The sequence below is a fragment of the Nonomuraea sp. IBHARD001 genome, from assembly GCF_056106265.1.
On the sequence record NZ_JBWBBW010000002.1, the window covers coordinates 5,709,697 to 5,730,223 of the forward strand.

The following is a 20,527-nucleotide window of genomic DNA, read 5'->3' on the forward strand; positions in this document are numbered from 1 at the left end:
TCACACCGATGCCGGGGTAGCGAGGATGGCCGACAGTTCGCCCAGCGTTTCGGGAACGAGCCGGTAGTACACCCAGGAGGCCCGCCGCTCCGAGGCCAGCAGCCCGACCTCTTTGAGGACCTTGAGGTGATGGCTGATGGTCGGCTGCGACAGCTCGAAGGCGCCGGTGATGTCGCACACGCACACCTCTCCGCCCTCCCGGCTGGCCACGATCGACAGGATGCGCAGCCGCACCGGATCACCCAGGGCCTTGAACACCCGGGCCACGCCCGCGGCCTGCTCTTCGTCGAGCGGCTCGCGCGCCAGCGGCGGACTGCACTCCAGGATCTGCAGCAGATCCATCCCTACCCCTCCTATATCGATACTCATCGAAATCGAACCCAGTCTATATCGATATCTGTCTATGACCGGGTGGGGACCTGCAGCCCGGCCAGCAGGGCACGCACCCGGCGCTCAATCTCGTCGCGGATCGGCCGCACCTCCTGCACCGCCAGCCCGGCCGGGTCCTCCAGCTCCCAATCGAGGGAGCGCGTGCCAGGAAGGACAGGGCAGGCGTCCCCGCAACCTATGGTCACCACGACGCCGGCGGCCCGGACGATCTCCTCGGTCCACGGCTTGGGGTACTCGCGGGAGATGTCGATACCCCGTTCGGCCATCGAGGCCACCGCCGCCGCCTTGAGCTCGGAGGCGAACTGCGACCCACCCGACCAGCCCACGGCCCCCTCCCCGGCGAGCTCGGCAAAGAAGCCGAGCGCCATCTGCGAACGCCCGGCGTTGTGCACGCACAGGAACAACACGATCGGCCGCCCGTCACCGCGGCCCTCGACGCGGGCCAGGGCGTGCAGCCGCTGGCGGGCGAAACGCTCGGAGATCAGCGGCAGGAAGTGCGGCACCGCAGCCGAGGTCGCGGACTGGTCGTAGCCGGTGTGCGGGAACCGCTCGATCGTCTCGGCGGAGAAGACGCCGATGAACTCCTCACCCAGCCGGCGCGCGGCCGTGCTGAGCGCGAGCCGCTGGTCGATGGACAGGTCGTCGCGCTTGTAGGTGCTGGACATCGGGCTGCCCCTGACTACGCCCAACATATTGACGCATGTCTATTTCGATGAACACCGATATTGGCATGCGCCGGTGAAGCGGTGCGGGAACGGCGGATGAACAACCGGCGCCGGGCTGCCCGGAGCGCCTCGGGCGGGGGCGCCCGCTCGCCGTCCCCGGGTGTGCGGCCGGGCTCAGTGCCGGCGGCGGTAGCTCTGCACCATTTCACCTGCCCATGGCGGCCTGCCGACATCGAGCAACGCGAAGGCCGCATCATCCGCCAGGGCAATCAGAACCCGCAGGTGCGCATCCTGCGCTACGTCACCGAACGCGGCCTGGACGCCTACTCCTGGCAGACCGTGGAGCGCGAACAGCGGTGCATCAGCCAGGTCATCGCCGGAAAAGGCGTCGGCCGTGAAGCCGAGGACGGCTTCGGCCAGGAAGCCCTCACCTACGCCGAGGTCAAAGCCCTGGCCGCCGGTGACCCGCGGCTGCCGGCCAAGGCCACCTGCGACATGGAACTGCCGAGACCGTCCAGACTGGAGCGCGCCTGGCACCGAACCCGGCGGCCACCTCAAGGCTTCCCCGTCGAGCCCCTCCAGCACGCCCCTCACGGCCAAGGGCGCAACGTCAACCCGGGCCGTCGGATCAGGCTTCCTTCCAGGCGTCGGCCAGCATCCGGCGGGTGTCGTGCAGGAGTTGCGGTAGGACCTTGGTGTGGCCGACGACCGGCATGAAGTTGGTGTCGCCGCCCCATCTGGGCACCACGTGCTGGTGCAGGTGGGCGGCGATGCCCGCTCCGGCGACGTGGCCCAGGTTCATGCCCACGTTGAAGCCCTGGGCGCCGCTGGCCTTGCGCAGCGCCCGCAGGGCCTTCCTGGTGAAGTCGCCGAGCTCGGCGACCTCCGCGTCGTCGAGCCCGTCGTAGTCGGACACGTGCCGATACGGACATACGAGGAGATGGCCGGAGTTGTAGGGATACAGGTTCAGCACGGCGAAGACCACCTCGCCCCTGGCGACGATCAGCCCCTCCTCGTCGCCCATGTGCGGAATCTCGCAGAACGGACAGCCGTCGCCGGGCCCCTCGCCGGTCGGTTTGTTCTCGCCCTTGATGTAGGCCATGCGGTGAGGGGTCCACAGACGCTGGAAGTTGTCCGGCGCGCCCGCGCCCACCTGCTCGATCGGCTCGCTCTCCTGCATGCCTAGCAGCATAGGGCGCACCGCCCGCCGCCCCGACGGCTGCCCGCGCGGATGGCAGACTCGGCAGGACGTGTACCACCCCTGGGAGGACCCATGGCCGAACACCTGCAGCCGATGCCCGCCGACTGGACCAGAGCCCTGGCCATCGTCGCCCACCCCGACGACATGGAGTACGGCGCCGCCTCAGCCGTGGCCGTGTGGAGCGACGCGGGCAAGAGCACCGCCTACGTCCTGGCCACACGCGGCGAGGCGGGCATCGACGGCCTCGAACCGGCGAAAGCCGCTCCCCTGCGCGAGCGCGAGCAGCGGGCGAGCGCGGCCGTGGTCGGCGTCACGCGGGTGGACTTCCTCGACCACCCGGACGGCGTCGTCGAGTACGGCACCGCCCTGCGCCGCGACCTCGCCCACGCCATCAGGCGGCATCGGCCCGAGCTGGTGCTGACGCTCAACCACCGCGACACGTGGGGCGGCGTGCTGTGGAACACGCCCGACCACCGCGCGGTCGGCCGGGCGGCGCTCGACGCGGCGGGAGACGCGGGCAACCGCTGGATCTTCCCCGCCGACGGCCTCGACCCGTGGGACGGCGTGCGCTGGGTGGCCGTTGCGGGCACCGACCACCCCACCCACGCCCTGGACGTCACCGACGGCCTGGAACGCGGTGTGCGCTCCCTGCTGGAGCACCGGGCTTACATCGAGGCCCTCACCGACGAGGACCCCGAGACCTACTGCCGCACGCTGCTGACCCAGCTCACCACCCAGCACACCGAGCGCCCGACCGTGACCTTCGAGCTCTTCACGCGCTGACCCGGCCGCCACGGGCCTCAGACCTGGGTACGGTCCTCCACCGCCGCGACGATCTCGGCGACGGCCTCGTCGACGGGGACGCCGTTCTTCTGCTCGCCGTTCCTGAAGCGGAAGGACACCGCCCCGCCCGCGATGTCGTCGTCACCGGCCAGCAGCATGAACGGCACCTTCGACTTCTGCGCATTGCGGATCTTCTTCTGCATGCGGTCGTCGGAGGTGTCGACCTCCACGCGGATCCCGCGCTCGCGCAGTTTCTTGGCCACATCGAGCAGATACGGCGCGTGCGCGTCCGCGATCGGGATGCCGACCACCTGGACGGGCGCCAGCCACGGAGGGAACGCACCCGCGTAGTGCTCGACCAGCACACCGAAGAAGCGCTCGATGGAGCCGAACAGCGCCCTGTGGATCATGATGGGCCGCTGCCTGCTGCCGTCGGCCGCCTGATACTCCAGCTCGAAGCGCTGGGGCAGGTTGAAGTCGAGCTGGATCGTGGACATCTGCCACGAACGCCCGATCGCGTCACGCACCTGCACCGAGATCTTGGGCCCGTAGAAGGCGGCGCCGCCGGGGTCGAGGACGAGCTCCAGCTTCTCCGACTCGGCGACCTCGCGCAGCGTGGCCGTGGCCTCCTCCCAGTCCTCGTCGGTGCCGACGAACTTGACCGGGTCCTTGGTCGACAGCTCCAGGTAGAAGTCGTCGAGGCCGTAGTCGCGCAGCAGGTCGAGCACGAACCGCAGCAGCGAGGTGAGCTCGTCGCGCATCTGCTCGCGGGTGCAGTAGATGTGCGCGTCGTCCTGCGTCAGCCCGCGCACCCTGGTCAGGCCGTGCACCACGCCCGACTTCTCGTAGCGGTAGACGGTGCCGAACTCGAACGTGCGCAGCGGCAGCTCACGATAGGACCGCCCGCGCGCCTTGAAGATCAGGTTGTGCATCGGGCAGTTCATGGGCTTGAGGTAGTACTTGGCGCCTTCGAGCTCCATGGGCGGGAACATGCCGTCGGCATACCACTCCAGGTGGCCCGAGGTCTTGTAGAGCTGGTCCTTGGTGATGTGCGGGGTGTTGACGAAGGAGTAGCCCGCCTCCTCGTGCCTGCGCCGCGAGTAGTCCTCCATCACCCGGCGGATCGTGCCGCCCTTGGGGTGGAAGACCGGCAGGCCGGAGCCCAGCTCGTCAGGGAAGGAGAACAGGTCGAGCTCGGCGCCCAGCTTGCGGTGGTCGCGCTTCTCGGCCTCCTCCAGCATGTGCAGGTAGGCGTCCTGCGCCTCGCGCGTCTCCCAGGCGGTGCCGTAGATGCGCTGCAGCTGCGGGTTCTTCTCACTGCCCCGCCAGTACGCGCCGCCGGTGCGCATCAGCTTGAACGCCGGGATCACCCGGGTCGTCGGCAGGTGCGGCCCCCGGCACAGGTCCTTCCACTTCAGCTCGCCGGTCTTGGCGTCGAGGTTGTCGTAAATGGTCAGCTCGGCGCCGCCCACCTCGACACTGGCCCCGTCGTCGTCGGCCCCGGCGCCGCCCTTGAGCCCGATGAGCTCCAGCTTGTACGGCTCGGCGGCGAGCTCCTCGCGGGCGGCCTCGTCGCTGACCGGCCTGCGCGAGAACAGCTGGCCCTGCTTGACGATCTCACGCATGCGCTTCTCGATGCGCTTGAGGTCGTCGGGCTGGAAGCCGCGCTCGACGTCGAAGTCGTAGTAGAAGCCGTTGTCGACCGGCGGGCCGATGCCCAGCTTGGCCTCGGGGAACAGCTCCTGCACGGCCTGGGCCATGACGTGGGCGGCGGAGTGGCGCAGGATGGCGCGTCCGTCGTCGCTGCCGATCTCGACCGGCTCGACGACGTCGCCTTCGGCCACCTCGGCGGCCAGGTCGCGCAGCTCGCCGCCGACCCTCGCGGCGACGACCGTGCGCCCGTCGGCATCGAGGGCCTGGCCGTACGTCGTGCCCGCCGCGACCACACGCTCGGCTCCGGCGAGGGTGATGCGAAGGTCGGCTGACACGGTGACTCCCTGGGAAGACGGCTGAGTGTGCGGACTCCCGATGTTATCGGACCCGCACACCGCCCCAGGCGCTCAGTTCAGCAGCAGGATGGCCGCGTTGAGCCCGGCCGCGTAGGTCACCCACACGAGGTAGGGCACGAGCAGCAGCGAGGCGGCACGGCTGATCCGCCAGAACATCGACAGCGTCACCGCGATCGACGCCCACAGCAGGCAGATCTCCACCAGCGCCAGGCCGTACTGCCCGGCGGCGAAGAACAACGGCGTCCATCCGGCGTTGAGCGCGAGCTGCACCGTGTAGACGCCGAGCGCCCGGTTCCACCCGCCCGCCCGCCACGCCAGCCAGCCGGACAGCGCGATCATGACGTAGAGCGTGGTCCAGGCGGGGCCGAACAGCCATTGCGGCGGCGCCCACGCGGGCCGGTCGAGCATGAGGTATTCGCCCGTGGCGTCGATCGCACTGATCGAGCCGATCGCGGCGACGGCCACGACCGCCACCACGAAGAGGGGCAGCGCCGCCCAGGGGTGGCGAGGGTGCGTGATGAGCATGGTTCCTCCCTGCCCTTCCCTTCGAAGATCATGGCTGGAAGGTTACAGACCGCAGGTCAGCCGGGCCTGCGGCCGAGCCTGGTGAGGCGCTGGCGCGACCCTCTGAACACGTTGAGGTCCAGTGGGCTGTGGGCGTGCTGGTGGATGGTCCAGTCGCGCCACGGCCCCGGCACCGACGGCTCCCCCTTGGGGCTGTCCGGCGCGGCCAGCCACAGCGGGTAGCCGCCGAGCCCCTCGCACGCGCCCTTGGCCGCGAAGTGCGGGAAGGTGTAGATGAACGGCCTGACCTGGGCGTGCCTGACGAGGTACCTGCACCAGCGCCTGGCGAAGGCGGCCACGGCGTCGGGCCGTCTGCCGTCGTCGGTCTCCAGGTCGAGTGCGACCAGGTCGCCCCTGCGCAGGCCGCCCGCCGCCCTGACCGTGTTCAGGAAGTGCCTGGCCTGTTCGACCGGGTCGCCCTTGGGCCTGGCGAAGTGGTAGGCGCCGCAGACGATCCAGCTCTCCCGCATGCCGTTCCAGTTCCGGGCGAACCATGTGTCGGCCCAGCCGGTCCCCTCGGTGGCCTTGGCGAAGGCGAAGGTGACGCCCGAGCCCGCGTGGCCCGCCCAGTCGACCGCTCCCTGCCAGTTCGACACGTCGATGCCGTTCAGGATTCGCTTCACGCTGCCGGAGTCTAGGAAGGCGATCACCTCACGTACCGTTGCCACGCCGTCACTCATGGTTTCAATTCGCCGCAAAGGAGTAGAGATCAGGATGTGGACCTGATCAATCCGGCTTCCGGCGTATGGGTGGACGACAGTGACGACGACGAGCCCATGCTGATGCATGCCGACGGCACGCCCGTCGACACCTGGCGCGAGCACTACCCCTACGAAGAACGCATGACCAGACCGGAGTACGACAGCTGGAAACGCCTGCTGCAGATCGAGCTGCTCAAACTCCAGTACTGGATGAAAGCCGAGGGCGAGCGGCTCGTGGTGCTGTTCGAGGGGCGTGACGCCGCGGGCAAGGGCGGCACCATCAAACGGTTCACCGAGCACCTCAACCCCCGCGGCGCGACGGTCGTGGCCCTGGAGAAGCCGAGCGAGCGTGAGCGCACGCAGTGGTACTTCCAGCGCTGGATCAAACACCTGCCCGCCGCCGGGGAGATCGTGCTGTTCGACCGGTCCTGGTACAACCGGGCGGGCGTCGAGCGGGTGATGGGCTTCTGCACGCCGCCTGAGTACGACGAGTTCATGCTGCAGGCGCCCCTGTTCGAGCGCATGCTGGTCCGCGACGGGATCCACCTGGTCAAGCTGTGGTTCTCGGTGTCCAGGAGCGAGCAGCGCACGAGGTTCATCATCAGGCAGGTCGACCCGGTGCGGCAGTGGAAGCTGTCGCCGATCGACCTGGCCTCCCTGGACAGGTGGGAGGACTACACCAAGGCCAAGGAGGACATGTTCCTCAACACCGACACGGCGGAGGCGCCGTGGACGGTCATCAAGAGCAACGACAAGAAGCGGGCCAGGATCGAGGCGATGCGGCACGTGCTGAGCCGCTTCGACTACGAGAACAAGGACGCCGCGGTGGTCGGCTCGCCCGACCCGAAGATCGTGACGTCGGCCAGCGACATCCTGGAGGAGGACAAGGGGCCTAGCCGGCCAGCTCCCTGAGCAGGTCGCGGGTGCGCTCGCCGCCGGCGAAGACGGCGGCGGCGAAGTCGGTGACCCCGGCCTCGGCCAGCGCTTCGAGCTGCGCCTTCACCGACCGCTCGTCGCCGACGACCGCCACGTCGCCCGGCCCCTGCGCGCCCTCCCTGTCGAGCATCGCCCGGTAGGAGGGCAGCTGGCCGTAGGTCTCGTAGACCTCGTCGGCGCGAGCCCTGGCCGATGCGGGGTCGTCGGTGACGCAGATCGGCAGCCCGCAGACCACGCGGGGAGCCGGGCGGCCCGCCTGCCCGGCCGCGGCGGTGATCGCGGGCACGACGTGCTCGGCGACGGTCTTCGGGCCGGTCATCCAGAGCACGGTGCCGTCGGCGAGCGCGCCCGCCATGGCCAGCATGCGCGGGGCCAGCGCCGCCAGCAGGAGCGGCATGTCGCCCGAGCCGGGCGTCGACAGGCCGATGTTGGCGCTGATCGTCTCGCCTTCGGCTGTGGCCTGTTCGCCTCGCAGGAGCGGGAGCAGCACGTCGAGGTATTCGCGCATGTGCCTGGCGGGCCGGTCGAAGGGGAGTCCGAAGATCTTTTCGATGATGAACCGGTGGGACAGGCCGATGCCGAGCGCGAGCCGGCCGCCGAGTGCGGCGTTGGCGGTGAGGGCCTGCTGGGCCAGGGCCGCCGGGTGACGCGGGTAGGTGGGCACGACGGCGGTGCCGAGTTCGATGCGCGGGACGCCGCCTCCCGCCACGGCCAGCGCGGTCAGGGCGTCGAGTCCGAAGATGTGCGAGAGCCACGCGGTGGCGAAACCGTCGGCCTCGGCCGAGGCGATGCGGTCGTGCAGGACGTCGAGCGCGTCCGGGCCCTGGGGCTCGTCGAGGAACAGTCCGACTCGCATCAACCGAACTCCGTTCTGGTGGAAGACGCGAGTCAGTCTAGCCCGCCGTACCCTGTCGCGCAGGGGTACGGCGGGCTCGCGACGGGCTCAGTCGAGGAGCTTGGCCAGGTCGGGCAGGACGGCGTCGGCGACCGTCACCTTCCTGTCGATGAGGCCGGCGGCGTGGAAGAGGTCGGCGGCGCGCTGCTGCTCGGCGACGAACTCGTCGGTGACGGGCTCGAGGCCGAACGGGCGGCGGCGCAGCGCGTTCTCCCAGTCGTCGACCGATCCGCCGTCGTCGGCCGCGAACAGCTCGGCCGCCTCACGCGGGTTCTCCTTGATCCAGGCGTCGGACTCGCGCAGCGCGGCGACGATCGCGGCCAGCTTCTCCGGGTGCTCGACGGCGAAGTCACGACGGGTGAACCACAGCGAGCGGTGGCTGAAGAGCCCGTCGGTCTCCACCAGCGTGCGCGTCTGCGACTCCACCCGGCTCAGCGCCGGGTACGAGCCGACCCAGGCGTCGACCTCGCCCGAGACCAGCAGCTCGGCCGCGTTGCCGCCCGCGTCGACGGGGATGATGTCGGACCAGGTCAGGCCCACCTTGTCCAGTGCGAACAGCAGCAGCGTCGTCTGCCACGAGCCGTGCCCGAGCGCGACCTTCCTGCCCTTCAGATCGGCGGGCGAGGTGATGCCGGACCCGGCGAGCGCGACCAGGCGGCCGTTCTCGTGGCGTGAGCCCGACACCGCGACGTACACGATGTCGTGCCCCTTGCCCTGCGCGGTGACCGGCGGGGTCGAGCCGGTGCCGATGAAGTCGTAGCCGCCGTCGAACAGGTGGTCGCCGTGCAGCGAGGGCAGGTCCCTGGTCGGGTCCGGCCGCTCCTGCGACGGCAGCTGACGCAGGTCGACCCATTCGACGTCGGGCAGCGCCCGCTCGAGGACGCCGCGGTGGCGCAGCACCCACAGGGAGTTGTTACTGGGGAAGAAACCGACGCGGACGCTCACAGGGACCGGCCTTTCGCTAGCAAGGGGGATTCGATGGACAAGTCATGACCGCGCAGGAGGGGAAGGACCTCTTCCCCGACCCGATAGGCCTCTTCCAGGTGCGGCACCCCGGCGAGGATGAAGGAGCCGACGCCGAGCGAGATGAGCTCGTCCAGCCGCTCGGCGACCTGGCGGTAGCTGCCGACCAGGCCGAAGGCGGGCCCGCCGCGCAGCAGGTGGAAGCCGCCCCAGACGTTCGGCTGCACCTCCAGGTCGCGGTAGCCGGTCACGGCGCCCGTGACGAAGGACTGGCTGCGCTGCCAGCCGATGGAGTCGCCGGTGGCGCCGCGCAGGACCGAGGGGTCGATGTTGTTCCAGCCCCTCTCGATCTCCGCCCAGGCCTCCTGCTCGCTCTCGCGGGCCACGACGTCGATGCGGACGGCGAACTTCGGCTCGCGGGTCAGGCGGGCGGAGTGCTCGCGCACCTGGGCGAACTTCTCCGCCAGCGGCGCGAACGGCTCCAGCCACGACAGGTAGTGGTCGGCGTGCCTGCCCGCCGCCTCGATCGCGGCCTTGGAGGAGCCGGAGAAGTAGATCTCGGGGAACGGCTGCCCGGCCAGGGCCGCGGGAAGCGCCGCGCCCTCGACCCGGTAGAAGCGGCCCTCGTAGTCGAAGGACTCGCCCCGCCACACGCCCTTGAGCACGTCGAGGAACTCCGAGGTGCGCGCGTAGCGGTCGTCGTGGTCGACCTTGTCGCCCCACCACAGCTGGTCGGGGCCGCCGCCGCCCGAGATCACGTTGTAGACGACGCGCCCGCCGGTGGCCCGCTGCAGGCTGGCCGTCATCCTGGCCGCCTGCACCGGGTGCAGGAAGCCGGGCTGGAAGGCGATCATGAACCGGTACGTCGAGGTCTCGCGGGCCAGCGTCGCCGCCGTCGCCCACGGGTCGTCGGTGTTGGGGAAGGAGGGCAGCAGCCCGCCCACGAATCCGGCGCTCTGCGACGCCCTGGCCACGTCCGCCATGTGCTCGACATAGCTGTAGCCGTCACGCCGCCCGTCGCGCACACCCGGGGCCAGGCTGCCCGGCACGACCGGCGCCCACTCCCCCCTGCTGGCCACGCGCCTGCGCAACGACGGCTGGTCGCCGTGCGTGCCGATGCGCCAGTAGATGTCAATGGACACCGACGCCCTCCTTCGCCAGCAGCGGCAGCAGATGCTCGCCCAGCCGGTAGGTCTCCTCCAGGTACGGCCTGGCCGTCAGATGGAACACGCCGATCCCCCGCTCGGCGTAGTCGCGCAGTTCGCCCGCGACCCGCTCGTAGGAGCCGACCAGCCCGGCGAACCCGCCGAGCGCCGCCGCCGCCCGGAGCGCCTCGTCGTCGTCCTCACGGGCCAGCACGTCCACCCGCAGGCCGTAGGCACGGCCGGGCAGGCTCGCGGCGACGGACTCGATGTCGTCGCCCGGCTCGAAGACGTGCACGTCGGCATGCTCGGCCGACAGGGCGACCGCCTCGGGCGAGGTCCCCGACAGGTGCACACGGGGGAAGGCGCGACCGGCGAGCGGCGACTGGAAGCCTCCGGCCAGCACCTGGTAGTAGCGGCCTTCGTAGGTGTAGCCGGGCTCGTGCCACACGCCCTTGGCGATCGTGAGGAACTCCGCCGCCCGTGCGTAGCGCTCGGCGCCCGTCAGGAAGTCGCCCTGCGACCTGGCCACGGCCGGGTCCAGGTCGACCTCCAGGTGCCAGTCGAGCCGGTCGCCGGAGAAACGCTGCAGCGAGGCCGCGACCTTGGCGGCGTACACGGGGGTGGCGATGCCGGGATGGAACCCGGCCGCGACCCGCAACCACCTGCTCTGGCGCAGCAGCCCGGCCGCCACGACGAGCGACTCCTCCCCTTCGGCGTCGAAGGGCGCCAGCGCCCCGGTGAAGGCGGCCAGCTCGGCCGCCCTGCCGATCTGGGCCAGATGGTCGAAAGGCACCACCTGGCGGGGATCGGTGACGAAGGAGGGGAAGGGCCGGTGCGCGTCGGGATGCCAGGCGCCACGCCTGCCGTCCCCACGCGTGGGCAGGGTGATGTAGAACTCCGCCATCACGCCACCGCCGCTGCCGAGCGGGCCAGCCGCTCGCGCGCCTCGGCCAGCGGCTCGTGCGCCGCCCACGCCTCGATGTCGATGTCGGCGGCCAGGAAGCCGTGCACGCGCAGGAACTCCTTCTGCAGGCCGAGCAGCTCGAGGCGTTCGGCCGACAGGTCCGGGTGCAGCGAGGTGTGGAAGTCGCCCCGGTAGGCGGTCACCACGCCGCCCGCGCCCGAGCGCACCTCGCGGCCGAGTATCGCCCGCACCTCCTCCAGGTTCGCCGCGGCCCACTCAGCCGCGCGCAGCGTCTGGGTGAGGAAGCCGACGACCAGGTCGGGCCGCTCGGCCAGCAGGTCCTCGTGCACGGTGATCGGCCTGGGGGTGCCGTTGTTGACGCGGGTACGCGGGTCGGGATGGGCGTCGAGGTCGACGGCGACGACCGCGCCGATCTCGGCCGCCTGCTCGGCCGCCCTGGCGCCCTTGACGTACACGGCGTCGACGAGGCCCGCGGCCAGTTCGGTGACGCCCGGCCACGCGCCCTTGCCCGCATCGGCGCGCACGTCGACGAAGCGCACGTCGTCGAGGGTGAGGCCGCCCTGGGCGAGTGCGCCCTTGGCGCCGTGCAGCGCCATCGCGCGGGGGAAGCTCTGCCCCCGCGTCTTGGCCCAGCCGGGCAGCGCGAACCTGGCGCCGCGCAGGTCGGCCGCACTCCGGATGCCCGAATCCGGGCGGACGAGCACCGACTGCCACTCCTCGATCCAGGTCAGGCCGATCAGCCTGGTCCTCGCGCCTTCGGAGCGCGCGGCCAGCGCGGGCACGTTGCCGCCCTCGCGGAACAGGCCGAGCAGCTCGTGGTCGTAGTGGCGCTCGGCCAGCTCCGGAGGCGCGTCCTGCAGCACGCCGATCTCGCCGAGTTCCTCGGCCAGCCAGCCCAGGTTGTGCGCCAGGCCGCTGGCCGTGGGCACGGGGCAACGGGTGTACCAAAGCGATGTCATGACACTCCCAGATGTGAAAGGAAAAGCCGTCTGTAGGCGATGAAGGCCGGGTCCCCGGTGTCGCGGGGATGCGGCAGGTCGATGCGCTCGTCGACGGCGAGCCTGCCCTCGCGCAGCACCACGACCCGGTCGGCCAGCCGTACGGCCTCGTCGACGTCGTGGGTGACCAGGACGACGGCGGGCCGGTGGCGTGCGCAGAGCTCGGCGACCAGCTCCTGCATCTGCAGCCTGGTCAGGGCGTCGAGCGCGGCGAACGGCTCGTCGAGCAGCAGCAGTTCGGGCTCGCGTACCAGGGCTCTGGCCAGCGCGACCCGTTGTGCCTCGCCGCCGCTCAGCGTGGCGGGCCAAGCCCTGCCGTACCCTTCGAGGCCGACCTCGGCCAGGGCGCGTTCGGCGGCCTCGCGTGCGGTGCGCGGCAGGCCGATGGTGACGTTGGGCAGCACCCTGCGCGCCTGCACGAGCCGGGGCTCCTGGTAGACGGTGGTCCGCCGTTCGGGGGCGAGCACGGTGCCGGTGTCGGGGCGTTCGAGCCCGGCCAGGATGCGCAGCAGCGTCGTCTTGCCGGTGCCGCTCGGGCCGAGCAGGGCGAAGAACTCCCCCGGTTCGAGCTCCAGGTCGAGGCCGTCCAGGACGGACTTGTCGCCGAACGCCTTGCCGACCCCCGCGAGCGTGACCGCGCTCATCGGGCGGCCACCTGGGCACGCCAGGGCATGGCCAGCCGCTCGACGCCTCTGATCGCCAGGTCGATGGCCAGGCCGAGCACCGCGTAGATCACCACACACAGCACCATGTAGTCGCTGCGGTAGTACTGCTGGGCCAGGGTGACCAGGTAGCCGATGCCCTCGGTCGCGCCGATCTGCTCGGCCGCGATGAGGCCGGTCAGCGACACCGACAGGCAGATGCGCAACGCCATCAGGATGTTGGGCAGCGCGCTCGGGATGATGACGCCGAACGCGAGCGCCGCGCCCCGCAGCCCGAACCCGCGCGCGGCCTCCACGACCTTGCGGTCGACGCCGCGCACCCCGAGATAGGTGTAGGCGTACATCGGCCCGGCGGCCGAGACGGCGATCAGCACGACCTTGAACGTCTCGCCGACCCCGAACCACGAGATGAACAGCGGCACCAGCGCCAGGAACGGCACGGCGCGCTTCATCTGCATGGTCGGATCGACGAGCTCCTCGCCCAGCGCCGACAGCCCGGACACGACGCCGAGCAGCAGCGCCACCCCTCCACCGAGCAGCACGCCGAGCCCGGCCCTGCCCGCCGAGGCGGCCAGATACTCGGCGAGCTGCCCGGTCGAGGCCAGCTCCGCCAGCGCGCCGAGCACGGCGGGCGGCGAGGCCAGCACATCGGAGGCGACGATCCCCGTCCCGGTGCCGTACCACCAGGCGGCCAGCAGCAGGAGAGGGACCGACAGGCGCACGGCGAAGGAGGCCGCGGGCCCGCGCCTCGCCGTGCCGAGATAGCGCGGAGGCCGCAGGACCGGCGGGGCCTTGGAGATCTCCGCGAGCGTCATGACGCCTTTTCCAGCTCGAAGATCACATCGGTCGGGCTCACGTTCGCCGGCAGGACGGCATGCTTCTGGAAGACGCCGAGCACGTCCTTGACGTAGGACTCGTCGGCCTTGGCGGAGTAGCGCGGCACGCCCGCGTAGCGGGCCTTGGCCAGCTCAAGCTCGAGGCGCGGGCCGGACACGGCGGTGGGGCCCTGGGCGAGGAAGACGTTCTGGAACTTGGCCGGGTCCTTCTTGGCCTCGGCGGTGAGCTCGCGCAGCACCTCGAAGTAGACCCGGACCGCCTCGGGGTGCTCGGTGAGCAGTTCGGTGCGCGCGGCCGACATGTTGAGGTCCTGGTCTGGCAGGTCGCGGCTCTTGACGATGACCTTCGCGCCCTTGGCCACGGCCTCGGGGAAGGCTCTGACGATGGCCCACCAGGCGTCGACCTGGCCGGTGGCGAACGCGGATGCGGCCTGGTCGGGGTTGAGGTAGACGCGCTTGACCTGGTCGACGGGAATGCCGGCCTGTTCGAGGGCGAGCAGCAGGAGGTATTCGCCCCTGCCGCCCTTGTTGACGGCGATCTGCTTGCCGACCAGTTCCCTGATGTCCTTGATCGGGCTGTCCTTGGGCACGATCAGGCCGTCGGTCTCGGGGGCCGCCGGGTCGGTCACCCGGTCGGTGAAGGTGAAGATCTTGATGTCCTTGCTGTTGGCCAGGTACCCGAGAACCGGCGAGATGGCGCCGTCGAGGACGTTGACCGAGCCGGAGCGCACGGCGTCGATGGTGGCGGTGAAGGAGGCGTAGGTGCCGCCCCACTCGACCTTCGCCCCGACGGCGGCCAGGCGCTGCTGCAGCAGGCCGCTCTTCTTGGCGTAGGCGATGGGTCCTGCGTTTCCCGGGTCCTTGAGCTTGAGCACGGCACCGGTGGTGTTGGCGGGCTCTCCGGCTGCGGGGGTGGTCGAGCACGCGGCGGACAGGGCGCAGAGGGTGAGCGCGGCGGTGGCGACCGCCAGGCGCCTGAGACGGAGGGTCATATTTCCTATATTTCAGGTAGGTTTAGTCAAAGTCAAGCGCGGAACCGGCCGCGAGATACTGGGTGGTATGACCCATGAGCGCGCGGGCCAGCCCGCACAGCCGACCGACCTCGTGGACGTGGCCCGTCTCGTGACGGCCTACTACGCGTTGCACCCCGACCCGGCCGAGGTGTCACAGCGCGTCGCCTTCGGCACCTCGGGCCACCGGGGATCGGCGTTCGACACCGCGTTCAACGAGGACCACATCGTCGCCACCAGCCAGGCGATCGTCGAATACCGCACGGCCCAGGGCATCACCGGGCCGCTGTTCCTCGGCGCCGACACCCACGCCCTGTCCGAGCCCGCCCGCGTCTCCGCACTGGAGGTCTTCGCGGCCAACGGCGTCAGGGTGCTGGTCGACTCGCGCGACGGGTACACACCGACGCCGTCGGTCTCGCACGCCATCCTCACCCACCCCGGCTCCGACGGCGTCGTCGTCACGCCCTCGCACAACCCGCCGCGTGACGGCGGATTCAAGTACAACCCGCCCAACGGCGGGCCCGCCGACACCGACGCCACCTCCTGGATCCAGGACCGGGCCAACGAACTCATCGCCGACGGGCTCAAGGGCGTGCGCCGGGTGGCCTACCGGGCCTCGCTCGGCGAGCCGTACGACTTCCTCGGCTCCTATGTCGACGACCTGCCCTCGGTGCTCGACATCGACGCGATCAGGGCGGCCGGGGTACGCATCGGCGCCGACCCGCTCGGCGGCGCCAGCGTCGCCTACTGGGGGGAGATCGCCGAACGGCACCGCCTCGACCTCACCGTGGTCAACCCGCTGGTCGACCCCACCTGGCGGTTCATGACGCTCGACTGGGACGGCAAGATCCGCATGGACTGCTCGTCGCCGTACGCCATGGCCTCGCTCATCGAGCGGCGCGACCGCTACGACGTCTCGACCGGCAACGACGCCGACGCCGACAGGCACGGCATCGTCACACCCGACGGCGGGCTGCTCAATCCCAACCACTACCTGGCCGTCGCCATCTCCTACCTGTACGCCCATCGGCCCGGCTGGCCGCAGGGGGCCGGGATCGGCAAGACGCTGGTCAGCAGCAGCATGATCGACAAGGTCGCCGAAGGGCTCGGGCGGCGGCTGGTCGAGGTGCCGGTCGGGTTCAAGTGGTTCGTCTCCGGGCTGCTCGACGGGTCGCTGGCCTTCGGCGGCGAGGAGAGCGCCGGGGCCTCCTTCCTGCGCCGCGACGGCTCGCCCTGGTCCACCGACAAGGACGGCCTCATCCTCGCGCTGCTCGCCGCCGAGATCATCGCCGTCACCGGCCGCACCCCCAGCGAGCACTACACGGACCTGACCGCCAGGTACGGCGAGCCCGCGTACGCCCGGGTCGACGCGCCCGCCACCCGCGAGCAGAAGGCCGTCCTGGCCAGGCTGTCGGCCTCGCAGGTCACGGCGTCCACACTGGCGGGGGCGCCCATCACGTCGATCCTGACCGAGGCGCCGGGCAACGGGGCGGCGCTGGGCGGTGTCAAGGTCGCCACGGCGGACGCCTGGTTCGCGGCGCGGCCTTCGGGGACCGAGGACGTGTACAAGATCTACGCCGAGTCGTTCAAGGGGCCGGAGCACCTGGCCGAGGTCCAGCAGGAGGCCAGGGCGGTGGTGTCGGCGGCCCTGGAGAGCTGAGCGCTTTCCGGAAGGCTCAGCCTCGGGTGAGTGCTTTCCCGGAAGGCTCAGCCTCGGGTGAGTGCTTTCCCGGAAGGCTCAGCCTCGGGTGAGTGCTTTCGGAAGGCTCAGCCTCGGGTGAGGGGGGAGGCGGGTGGGGTGGGGACGCCGGGGCGGCCGAGGTCGGCCCGGCGGCCCGCTCTGACGCCCTCGCCGTAGCCGGTGCCGCTCGTCCTCGGGACGCTGGTGCGGATGCGCGGGTAGTGCTCGGCGACCGCGCGTTCCACCTCGGCGTGCCGGTCGGCCAGCACCAGTTCGGCGCCAGGCGCGCCCGCCTCGGCCTCCTGCTCGGCATGCGCCTCGGCCTCGCTCAGCAGGCGGTGCACCTCGTCGGAGAAGCCCAGCAGCCACGAACGCCGATAGGCCCTCGGGCTCTCGCCTTCGGGCACGCCCGCCTTCGCCAGGCCGGTGGCCATCTGCAGCAGCAGCGACGTGGCCAGCACCTCGGCACGCTCCAGGTCGGAGGCGAACCCGAACACGTGCACGCGCTGCCCCTCCGCGCCCTTGCCGATCAGCAGCGGCCGGCACCGCGAAGCCTGGGCCACCAGGTAGATCAGCCTGGCCTTCTCCCTGGCCCAAGGGTCGCCGACGGCCACCACCCTGTTGGCCGGGCCGCCCCTGCCGCGTCCGCGCAGCATCGCCTGCTCGATGCCGTGCTTGCTCATCAGCGCCGTGGCCGCGCCCATGAACGCGGCGCGCTCGTGCTCGTTGTCGGTGCCCTCGGCCTTGGCCAGGAGCTTGCGTACCCGGTCGAGTGTGCGGCTGTCGATCGCCATCGGGCCCAGGTTAGGATAAAAGAAAGGGGATCCGCGATGCCGCGCCGCACCTCACGCCCGCCGGGCGCACCGTGCTGGATCGAGCTGCACACCTCAGACCCGCACTCCGCCCTCCCGTTCTACGGCGAGCTCTTCGGCTGGACGTTCACCGCCGAGCACGACGCCCGCGTGACGGCCGCACTCGACGGCGAGCCGGTGGCCGCGATCGTCGGCTCGTCCGGGCCGCCGCGCTGGATCACCTTCTTCGCCTCGGACGACCCCGCCGCCACCGCCGCGCTGGCCGTACGGCCGGGCGGGGTCCCGCTCGCGTCCCTCGTGGCCGACCCGGCGGGCGTGGTGCTGGGGCTGCGGCGGCCGGGCGCCTGGCTGACGCACGAGCACGGCGCCTACGTGTGGAGCGAGCTCATGACCGGGGAACGGGAGCGTGCGGCGGCGTACTACCGGCTCGTGCTCGGGCTCGGCACGACGACACTCGACCTCGGCGGATCGCCCTTCACCGCGTTCACGGCGGGCGGCGAGACGGTCGGCGGGCTCATCGCGCCGCCGTCGTCGCAGGTCGAACCGCGCTGGATCGTGTACTTCTCGGTCGCCGACACCGAGACGAGCACCGCCGTCGCCCGCTCGCTCGGCGCCACCGTCGCACACGGCCCCCTGCGCACGCCGGTCGGGCCGCTGGCCGCGCTGCGCGATCCGCAGGGGGCGGCGTTCAGCGTGTGGACGGTCGCGGGGCCCGGCTGAGCCCCGCGGGCACGCCTGCTACGGTGGCTCGCGACGCGGGGTGCTCCGGAACGGCCGGAGCTGAGATCACACCCGTCGAACCTGATCTAGTTCGGACTAGCGAAGGGACGTCATGTTCTGCGACGACGTCTGGGACCGCACGGCCCCACTGCTGCGAGCCATCCACCAGCACCCGTTCAACACCGCGCTCGGCGAAGGCACCCTCGACCGGGAGCGCTTCGCCTTCTACATCGTCCAGGACGCGCGCTACCTGGAGGCGTTCGCCAGGGCGCTGGCCACCGCCGCCGTGCGGGCGGGCGAGCCGGAGGAGGCGGCGTTCTGGGCGTCGAGCGCCCACGGGGCCATCGCCGCCGAGCGCACCCTGCACGAGGGGTACATCGAGGCCTACGGGCTCGGCGCCGCCGACCTCGACGGCATCCGCACCTCGCCCACCTGCCTCGGCTACTCCTCCTACCTGCAGGCCACCGCGCTCGCCGCGCCGTACCCCGTGCTGGTGGCGGCGCTGCTGCCGTGCTTCTGGGTCTACCAGGACGTCGGTACGGCGCTGCTGGAGCGCACCGGAGGCGCCGAAGGGCATCCGTACCGCGCCTGGATCGACACCTACGCCGACCCCGACTTCGCCAAGTCGGTCGAGCGGGCCAAGGAGATCGCCGATCGGCTGGCCGACTCGGCCGACGACGGGGTGCGTGCGGCGATGGCGGAGGCGTTCGTGCAGGCCACCGAGTACGAGTGGCTGTTCTGGGACAGCGCCTGGCGGCGTGAGGGCTGGCCGACCGAGCCGTACCTCGGCGGCTGAGGCGCTCACGGTGGAATGTCGGGGGCGGCGGGTAGGGTCCGAGGCATGTGCCGAAGCATCAAGACGCTGCGCGAGCCCTACACCCCTGAGGTGACGCACGACGACGTGCACGCCGCCGCGCTGCAGTACGTCCGCAAGATCTCCGGCTTCCGCGCCCCCTCGGCGCGCAACGCCGAATCCTTCGACCGCGCCGTCGCCGCCGTCGCCGCCGCCACCCAGGAACTCCTCGACACGCTGGAGGTCCGCCCCGCCCCACGCCAGCAGTCCGCCTGACGGCGAGGCGGCCTTTCGAGGGCGGGGCTTCGGGCTATGGCCCTGGCCATGGGCTTGCGACGCCTGTTGACCACGGGGTGCCTTCTCCGAGGCGCGTGTGCCTCGCCTCTGCGGCCCCGGGCCTCGGGCCGCCGGGCTGCGCGGCCTCGCGGCAGCCCGGCTGGACGCCCTCCCGAGGGCCCGAGAAGACCTCAGCGGTGGTCGGCGGAGGAGCCGTTGACGGTGAGGATGGGGTCGGAGGTGACGATGGCGGGGAAGGTGCCGGTGTCGACGATGCCGTGTTCGTTGTACGCGGCCTCGATCAGGGCGTGGGCGCGTGGCTCCAGCTTCCACAGGGCGCGGTACTCGCGGGCGGTGATGAGCGAGATGCCCGCCTCACGTGCGATGTCGGCCGCCCTCGGCACGAACTTCACATCGATCTGGTGATCCCAGTACTCCCTGGCCTTGCGCATCAGCGCCGCACGCTGTGCGGTGTCGACGACCGGCGCGAAGGACTCGACGACCTCGAACTCCTCCTCCTCGCCCTCGTCGAAGGCGACCGACCGCGACAGGGCGGGACGCCTCGACTCCTCGGGCGCCCACGGCACCGGCGGGGTGAGGTCGATGAGGTTGCTCGTGTTGTACAGCGCGCCGATCTGGGCCAGCAGCGCCTCCTGGCGTGCCTGGTCGACCGCCAGTCCGGCGTGCTCGACCGCCTGGTCCATGGCCTGGTCCAGCTTGAGCAGCGCGGCCCGCATCTTGCGGTCGGAGGCGCCGCCGTCGCGCAGGGCGCGCGCACGCTTGGCGGCGAGCGCCACCCTGGTCAGGCGCCGGTGCGCGTCGACCTCGCTGGCGGTGCGGTCACTGACCTCCGCCAGGCCGACGCGGACGAGGACACGCTCGGGCGTGAGCCGCCAGTTGATGCGGTGGCGACCGGTGATGCGGTGCCGTTCGATGGCCATGCCGCGCTCCCAGAGCCAGGCGGCGACCAGCGGGGCGGCGAGGCGGAAGATGGCCTCGGCCAGGCTACGGGCGTCCATACTGGACAGCACGGCGGTCAGGCAGGTCAGCGCCCATACCGCGATGCCGTCGATGCCGGCCGAGTAGTTCTCGCGCATGTTGCGCCTGGCCCGCACCGCCGAGGTGATGATCGCGACCTCGATGAAGGCGAACAGCAGCAGGCGCAGCGGGCCGTCGAGCCCGAGCACGTCGCCCGAGAAGCGCCACATGCCTTGGGCGGACACACCGGTGGCGATGGAGGCGGCCACGATGGTGAGGACGTCCTCGATGGGGCGCGGGGTGACATAGGTCTGCCACAGCCGAGCGCCCACCTTGAGCCCCGACCGCAGGAAGAACACGGCGACGCCCAGCAGGGCGAGGCCGACGACGCAGATGATCACCGAAAAAACCGGGCGTTCGGCCGCGAAAGTCGTGATGTTATCGATGGGGGGCATCCGTCACTGTCCGTCAGTCTCGATATCCGACAGTACCTCCACGCGATCATTCCAGACTGTTGCCCTTGTTGTGCACGAAACACGCGTTCACGCGTGGGGCTCCAGCGTCACGGGAGGCGTCGTACGCCC

23 protein-coding genes and 1 riboswitch are annotated in these 20,527 nt (G+C 71.1%); of the genes, 6 read left to right on the forward strand and 17 right to left on the reverse strand.

What is annotated here, in order from left to right; all coding sequences use genetic code 11:
* The 4 genes from ACTWNK_RS28060 to ACTWNK_RS28075 all read right to left on the reverse strand — a co-directional run bounded on the left by ACTWNK_RS28060 (window position 1) and on the right by ACTWNK_RS28075 (window position 2,235).
* Window positions 1-342 carry an ArsR/SmtB family transcription factor gene (locus tag ACTWNK_RS28060; protein WP_474307536.1) on the reverse strand — a complete coding sequence of 114 codons (342 nt, stop codon included), beginning with the start codon at window positions 340-342 and terminating at the stop codon, window positions 1-3.
* A gap of 59 nt (window positions 343-401) precedes the next feature.
* Window positions 402-1,055 (reverse strand): arsenate reductase ArsC, encoded by a 654-nt coding sequence (locus ACTWNK_RS28065; protein WP_474307537.1) that lies wholly within the window; start codon window positions 1,053-1,055, stop codon window positions 402-404.
* A 174-nt stretch (window positions 1,056-1,229) separates the two neighbouring features.
* Entirely contained in the window at window positions 1,230-1,640 is a 411-nt protein-coding gene (locus tag ACTWNK_RS28070) for a hypothetical protein (protein WP_474307538.1), read from the reverse strand.
* A 43-nt stretch (window positions 1,641-1,683) separates the two neighbouring features.
* The gene (locus ACTWNK_RS28075) at window positions 1,684-2,235 is read right to left on the reverse strand and encodes an HIT family protein (RefSeq protein WP_474307539.1); all 552 of its coding nucleotides are present in this window, start codon (window positions 2,233-2,235) and stop codon (window positions 1,684-1,686) included.
* Window positions 2,236-2,328: 93 nt separating this feature from the next.
* On the opposite strand from ACTWNK_RS28075, the gene ACTWNK_RS28080 reads away from it, so the two are divergent.
* Window positions 2,329-3,039, forward strand: a complete 711-nt coding sequence (locus tag ACTWNK_RS28080) for a PIG-L deacetylase family protein (protein WP_474307540.1) — start codon at window positions 2,329-2,331, stop codon at window positions 3,037-3,039.
* Window positions 3,040-3,056: 17 nt separating this feature from the next.
* Here ACTWNK_RS28080 and thrS read toward each other — a convergent pair whose 3' ends face one another.
* The 3 genes from thrS to ACTWNK_RS28095 form a co-directional block, all read right to left on the reverse strand.
* A complete protein-coding gene (gene thrS / locus ACTWNK_RS28085) occupies window positions 3,057-5,027 on the reverse strand; it encodes a threonine--tRNA ligase (protein WP_474307541.1) in 1,971 nt (656 codons plus the stop codon).
* Between the two features lie 72 nt (window positions 5,028-5,099).
* Complete coding sequence (locus ACTWNK_RS28090) at window positions 5,100-5,573, reverse strand: TspO/MBR family protein (protein WP_474307542.1); 474 nt, start codon at window positions 5,571-5,573, stop codon at window positions 5,100-5,102.
* Window positions 5,574-5,629: 56 nt separating this feature from the next.
* Entirely contained in the window at window positions 5,630-6,235 is a 606-nt protein-coding gene (locus tag ACTWNK_RS28095; RefSeq protein WP_474307543.1) for a glycoside hydrolase family 25 protein, read from the reverse strand.
* 93 nt (window positions 6,236-6,328) lie between these two features.
* On the opposite strand from ACTWNK_RS28095, the gene ppk2 reads away from it, so the two are divergent.
* Window positions 6,329-7,225, forward strand: coding sequence for a polyphosphate kinase 2 (ppk2, locus tag ACTWNK_RS28100; RefSeq protein WP_474307544.1), 897 nt, complete (start codon window positions 6,329-6,331; stop codon window positions 7,223-7,225).
* Here ppk2 and ACTWNK_RS28105 read toward each other — a convergent pair.
* The 8 genes from ACTWNK_RS28105 to ACTWNK_RS28140 form a co-directional block, all read right to left on the reverse strand.
* Complete coding sequence (locus ACTWNK_RS28105; RefSeq protein WP_474307545.1) at window positions 7,206-8,105, reverse strand: TIGR03564 family F420-dependent LLM class oxidoreductase; 900 nt, start codon at window positions 8,103-8,105, stop codon at window positions 7,206-7,208. The genes ppk2 and ACTWNK_RS28105 overlap by 20 nt on opposite strands.
* 87 nt (window positions 8,106-8,192) lie before the next feature.
* A complete protein-coding gene (locus tag ACTWNK_RS28110) occupies window positions 8,193-9,089 on the reverse strand; it encodes an ABC transporter substrate-binding protein (protein ID WP_474307546.1) in 897 nt (298 codons plus the stop codon).
* Entirely contained in the window at window positions 9,086-10,249 is a 1,164-nt protein-coding gene (locus tag ACTWNK_RS28115) for an LLM class flavin-dependent oxidoreductase (RefSeq protein ID WP_474307547.1), read from the reverse strand. Before ACTWNK_RS28115 ends, ACTWNK_RS28110 begins: the two co-directional genes overlap by 4 nt.
* A complete protein-coding gene (locus ACTWNK_RS28120) occupies window positions 10,239-11,156 on the reverse strand; it encodes an LLM class flavin-dependent oxidoreductase (protein ID WP_474307548.1) in 918 nt (305 codons plus the stop codon). The genes ACTWNK_RS28115 and ACTWNK_RS28120 overlap by 11 nt, the downstream gene beginning before the upstream one ends.
* Window positions 11,156-12,136, reverse strand: coding sequence for an ABC transporter substrate-binding protein (locus ACTWNK_RS28125; protein ID WP_474307549.1), 981 nt, complete (start codon window positions 12,134-12,136; stop codon window positions 11,156-11,158). Before ACTWNK_RS28125 ends, ACTWNK_RS28120 begins: the two co-directional genes overlap by 1 nt.
* Window positions 12,133-12,819 carry an ABC transporter ATP-binding protein gene (locus ACTWNK_RS28130; protein ID WP_474307550.1) on the reverse strand — a complete coding sequence of 229 codons (687 nt, stop codon included), beginning with the start codon at window positions 12,817-12,819 and terminating at the stop codon, window positions 12,133-12,135. The genes ACTWNK_RS28125 and ACTWNK_RS28130 overlap by 4 nt, the downstream gene beginning before the upstream one ends.
* Window positions 12,816-13,652, reverse strand: a complete 837-nt coding sequence (locus ACTWNK_RS28135) for an ABC transporter permease (protein WP_474307551.1) — start codon at window positions 13,650-13,652, stop codon at window positions 12,816-12,818. Before ACTWNK_RS28135 ends, ACTWNK_RS28130 begins: the two co-directional genes overlap by 4 nt.
* Window positions 13,649-14,665 carry an ABC transporter substrate-binding protein gene (locus ACTWNK_RS28140; protein ID WP_474307552.1) on the reverse strand — a complete coding sequence of 339 codons (1,017 nt, stop codon included), beginning with the start codon at window positions 14,663-14,665 and terminating at the stop codon, window positions 13,649-13,651. The genes ACTWNK_RS28135 and ACTWNK_RS28140 overlap by 4 nt, the downstream gene beginning before the upstream one ends.
* Before the next feature lie 67 nt (window positions 14,666-14,732).
* On the opposite strand from ACTWNK_RS28140, the gene pgm reads away from it, so the two are divergent.
* The gene (gene pgm, locus ACTWNK_RS28145; protein ID WP_474307553.1) at window positions 14,733-16,343 is read left to right on the forward strand and encodes a phosphoglucomutase (alpha-D-glucose-1,6-bisphosphate-dependent); all 1,611 of its coding nucleotides are present in this window, start codon (window positions 14,733-14,735) and stop codon (window positions 16,341-16,343) included.
* Window positions 16,344-16,450: 107 nt separating this feature from the next.
* On the opposite strand, the gene ACTWNK_RS28150 is transcribed toward pgm, so the two are convergent.
* Entirely contained in the window at window positions 16,451-17,158 is a 708-nt protein-coding gene (locus tag ACTWNK_RS28150) for a DUF2786 domain-containing protein (protein WP_474307554.1), read from the reverse strand.
* Between the two features lie 36 nt (window positions 17,159-17,194).
* Here ACTWNK_RS28150 and ACTWNK_RS28155 point away from each other — a divergent pair, with 36 nt between their 5' ends.
* The 3 genes from ACTWNK_RS28155 (at window position 17,195) to ACTWNK_RS28165 (ending at window position 18,965) form a co-directional block, all read left to right on the forward strand.
* Window positions 17,195-17,896 carry a VOC family protein gene (locus ACTWNK_RS28155; RefSeq protein ID WP_474307555.1) on the forward strand — a complete coding sequence of 234 codons (702 nt, stop codon included), beginning with the start codon at window positions 17,195-17,197 and terminating at the stop codon, window positions 17,894-17,896.
* A gap of 26 nt (window positions 17,897-17,922) precedes the next feature.
* Window positions 17,923-18,021, forward strand: a riboswitch (TPP riboswitch).
* Window positions 18,009-18,692 carry a thiaminase II gene (gene tenA / locus ACTWNK_RS28160; protein WP_474307556.1) on the forward strand — a complete coding sequence of 228 codons (684 nt, stop codon included), beginning with the start codon at window positions 18,009-18,011 and terminating at the stop codon, window positions 18,690-18,692. It overlaps the preceding riboswitch by 13 nt.
* 45 nt (window positions 18,693-18,737) lie before the next feature.
* On the forward strand, window positions 18,738-18,965 hold the full coding sequence (locus ACTWNK_RS28165) for a DUF2277 domain-containing protein (protein WP_474307557.1): 228 nt from the start codon (window positions 18,738-18,740) through the stop codon (window positions 18,963-18,965).
* Between the two features lie 191 nt (window positions 18,966-19,156).
* Here ACTWNK_RS28165 and ACTWNK_RS28170 read toward each other — a convergent pair whose 3' ends face one another.
* Window positions 19,157-20,398 carry a hypothetical protein gene (locus ACTWNK_RS28170; RefSeq protein WP_474307558.1) on the reverse strand — a complete coding sequence of 414 codons (1,242 nt, stop codon included), beginning with the start codon at window positions 20,396-20,398 and terminating at the stop codon, window positions 19,157-19,159.
* Window positions 20,399-20,527: the final 129 nt, after the last annotated feature.

What these genes read in the sequence shown, in the direction of transcription:
- ACTWNK_RS28060 (WP_474307536.1), bottom strand. Translation starts at nt 342, where the DNA reads ATGGATCTGCTGCAGATCCTGGAGTGCAGTCCGCCGCTGGCGCGCGAG.
- ACTWNK_RS28065 (WP_474307537.1), bottom strand. Translation starts at nt 1,055, where the DNA reads ATGTCCAGCACCTACAAGCGCGACGACCTGTCCATCGACCAGCGGCTC.
- ACTWNK_RS28075 (WP_474307539.1), bottom strand. Translation starts at nt 2,235, where the DNA reads ATGCAGGAGAGCGAGCCGATCGAGCAGGTGGGCGCGGGCGCGCCGGAC.
- ACTWNK_RS28080 (WP_474307540.1), top strand. Translation starts at nt 2,329, where the DNA reads ATGGCCGAACACCTGCAGCCGATGCCCGCCGACTGGACCAGAGCCCTG.
- ACTWNK_RS28090 (WP_474307542.1), bottom strand. Translation starts at nt 5,573, where the DNA reads ATGCTCATCACGCACCCTCGCCACCCCTGGGCGGCGCTGCCCCTCTTC.
- ACTWNK_RS28105 (WP_474307545.1), bottom strand. Translation starts at nt 8,105, where the DNA reads ATGCGAGTCGGACTGTTCCTCGACGAGCCCCAGGGCCCGGACGCGCTC.
- ACTWNK_RS28120 (WP_474307548.1), bottom strand. Translation starts at nt 11,156, where the DNA reads ATGGCGGAGTTCTACATCACCCTGCCCACGCGTGGGGACGGCAGGCGT.
- ACTWNK_RS28125 (WP_474307549.1), bottom strand. Translation starts at nt 12,136, where the DNA reads ATGACATCGCTTTGGTACACCCGTTGCCCCGTGCCCACGGCCAGCGGC.
- ACTWNK_RS28130 (WP_474307550.1), bottom strand. Translation starts at nt 12,819, where the DNA reads ATGAGCGCGGTCACGCTCGCGGGGGTCGGCAAGGCGTTCGGCGACAAG.
- ACTWNK_RS28135 (WP_474307551.1), bottom strand. Translation starts at nt 13,652, where the DNA reads ATGACGCTCGCGGAGATCTCCAAGGCCCCGCCGGTCCTGCGGCCTCCG.
- ACTWNK_RS28140 (WP_474307552.1), bottom strand. Translation starts at nt 14,665, where the DNA reads ATGACCCTCCGTCTCAGGCGCCTGGCGGTCGCCACCGCCGCGCTCACC.
- pgm (WP_474307553.1), top strand. Translation starts at nt 14,733, where the DNA reads ATGACCCATGAGCGCGCGGGCCAGCCCGCACAGCCGACCGACCTCGTG.
- ACTWNK_RS28150 (WP_474307554.1), bottom strand. Translation starts at nt 17,158, where the DNA reads ATGGCGATCGACAGCCGCACACTCGACCGGGTACGCAAGCTCCTGGCC.
- ACTWNK_RS28155 (WP_474307555.1), top strand. Translation starts at nt 17,195, where the DNA reads ATGCCGCGCCGCACCTCACGCCCGCCGGGCGCACCGTGCTGGATCGAG.
- tenA (WP_474307556.1), top strand. Translation starts at nt 18,009, where the DNA reads ATGTTCTGCGACGACGTCTGGGACCGCACGGCCCCACTGCTGCGAGCC.
- ACTWNK_RS28165 (WP_474307557.1), top strand. Translation starts at nt 18,738, where the DNA reads ATGTGCCGAAGCATCAAGACGCTGCGCGAGCCCTACACCCCTGAGGTG.
- ACTWNK_RS28170 (WP_474307558.1), bottom strand. Translation starts at nt 20,398, where the DNA reads ATGCCCCCCATCGATAACATCACGACTTTCGCGGCCGAACGCCCGGTT.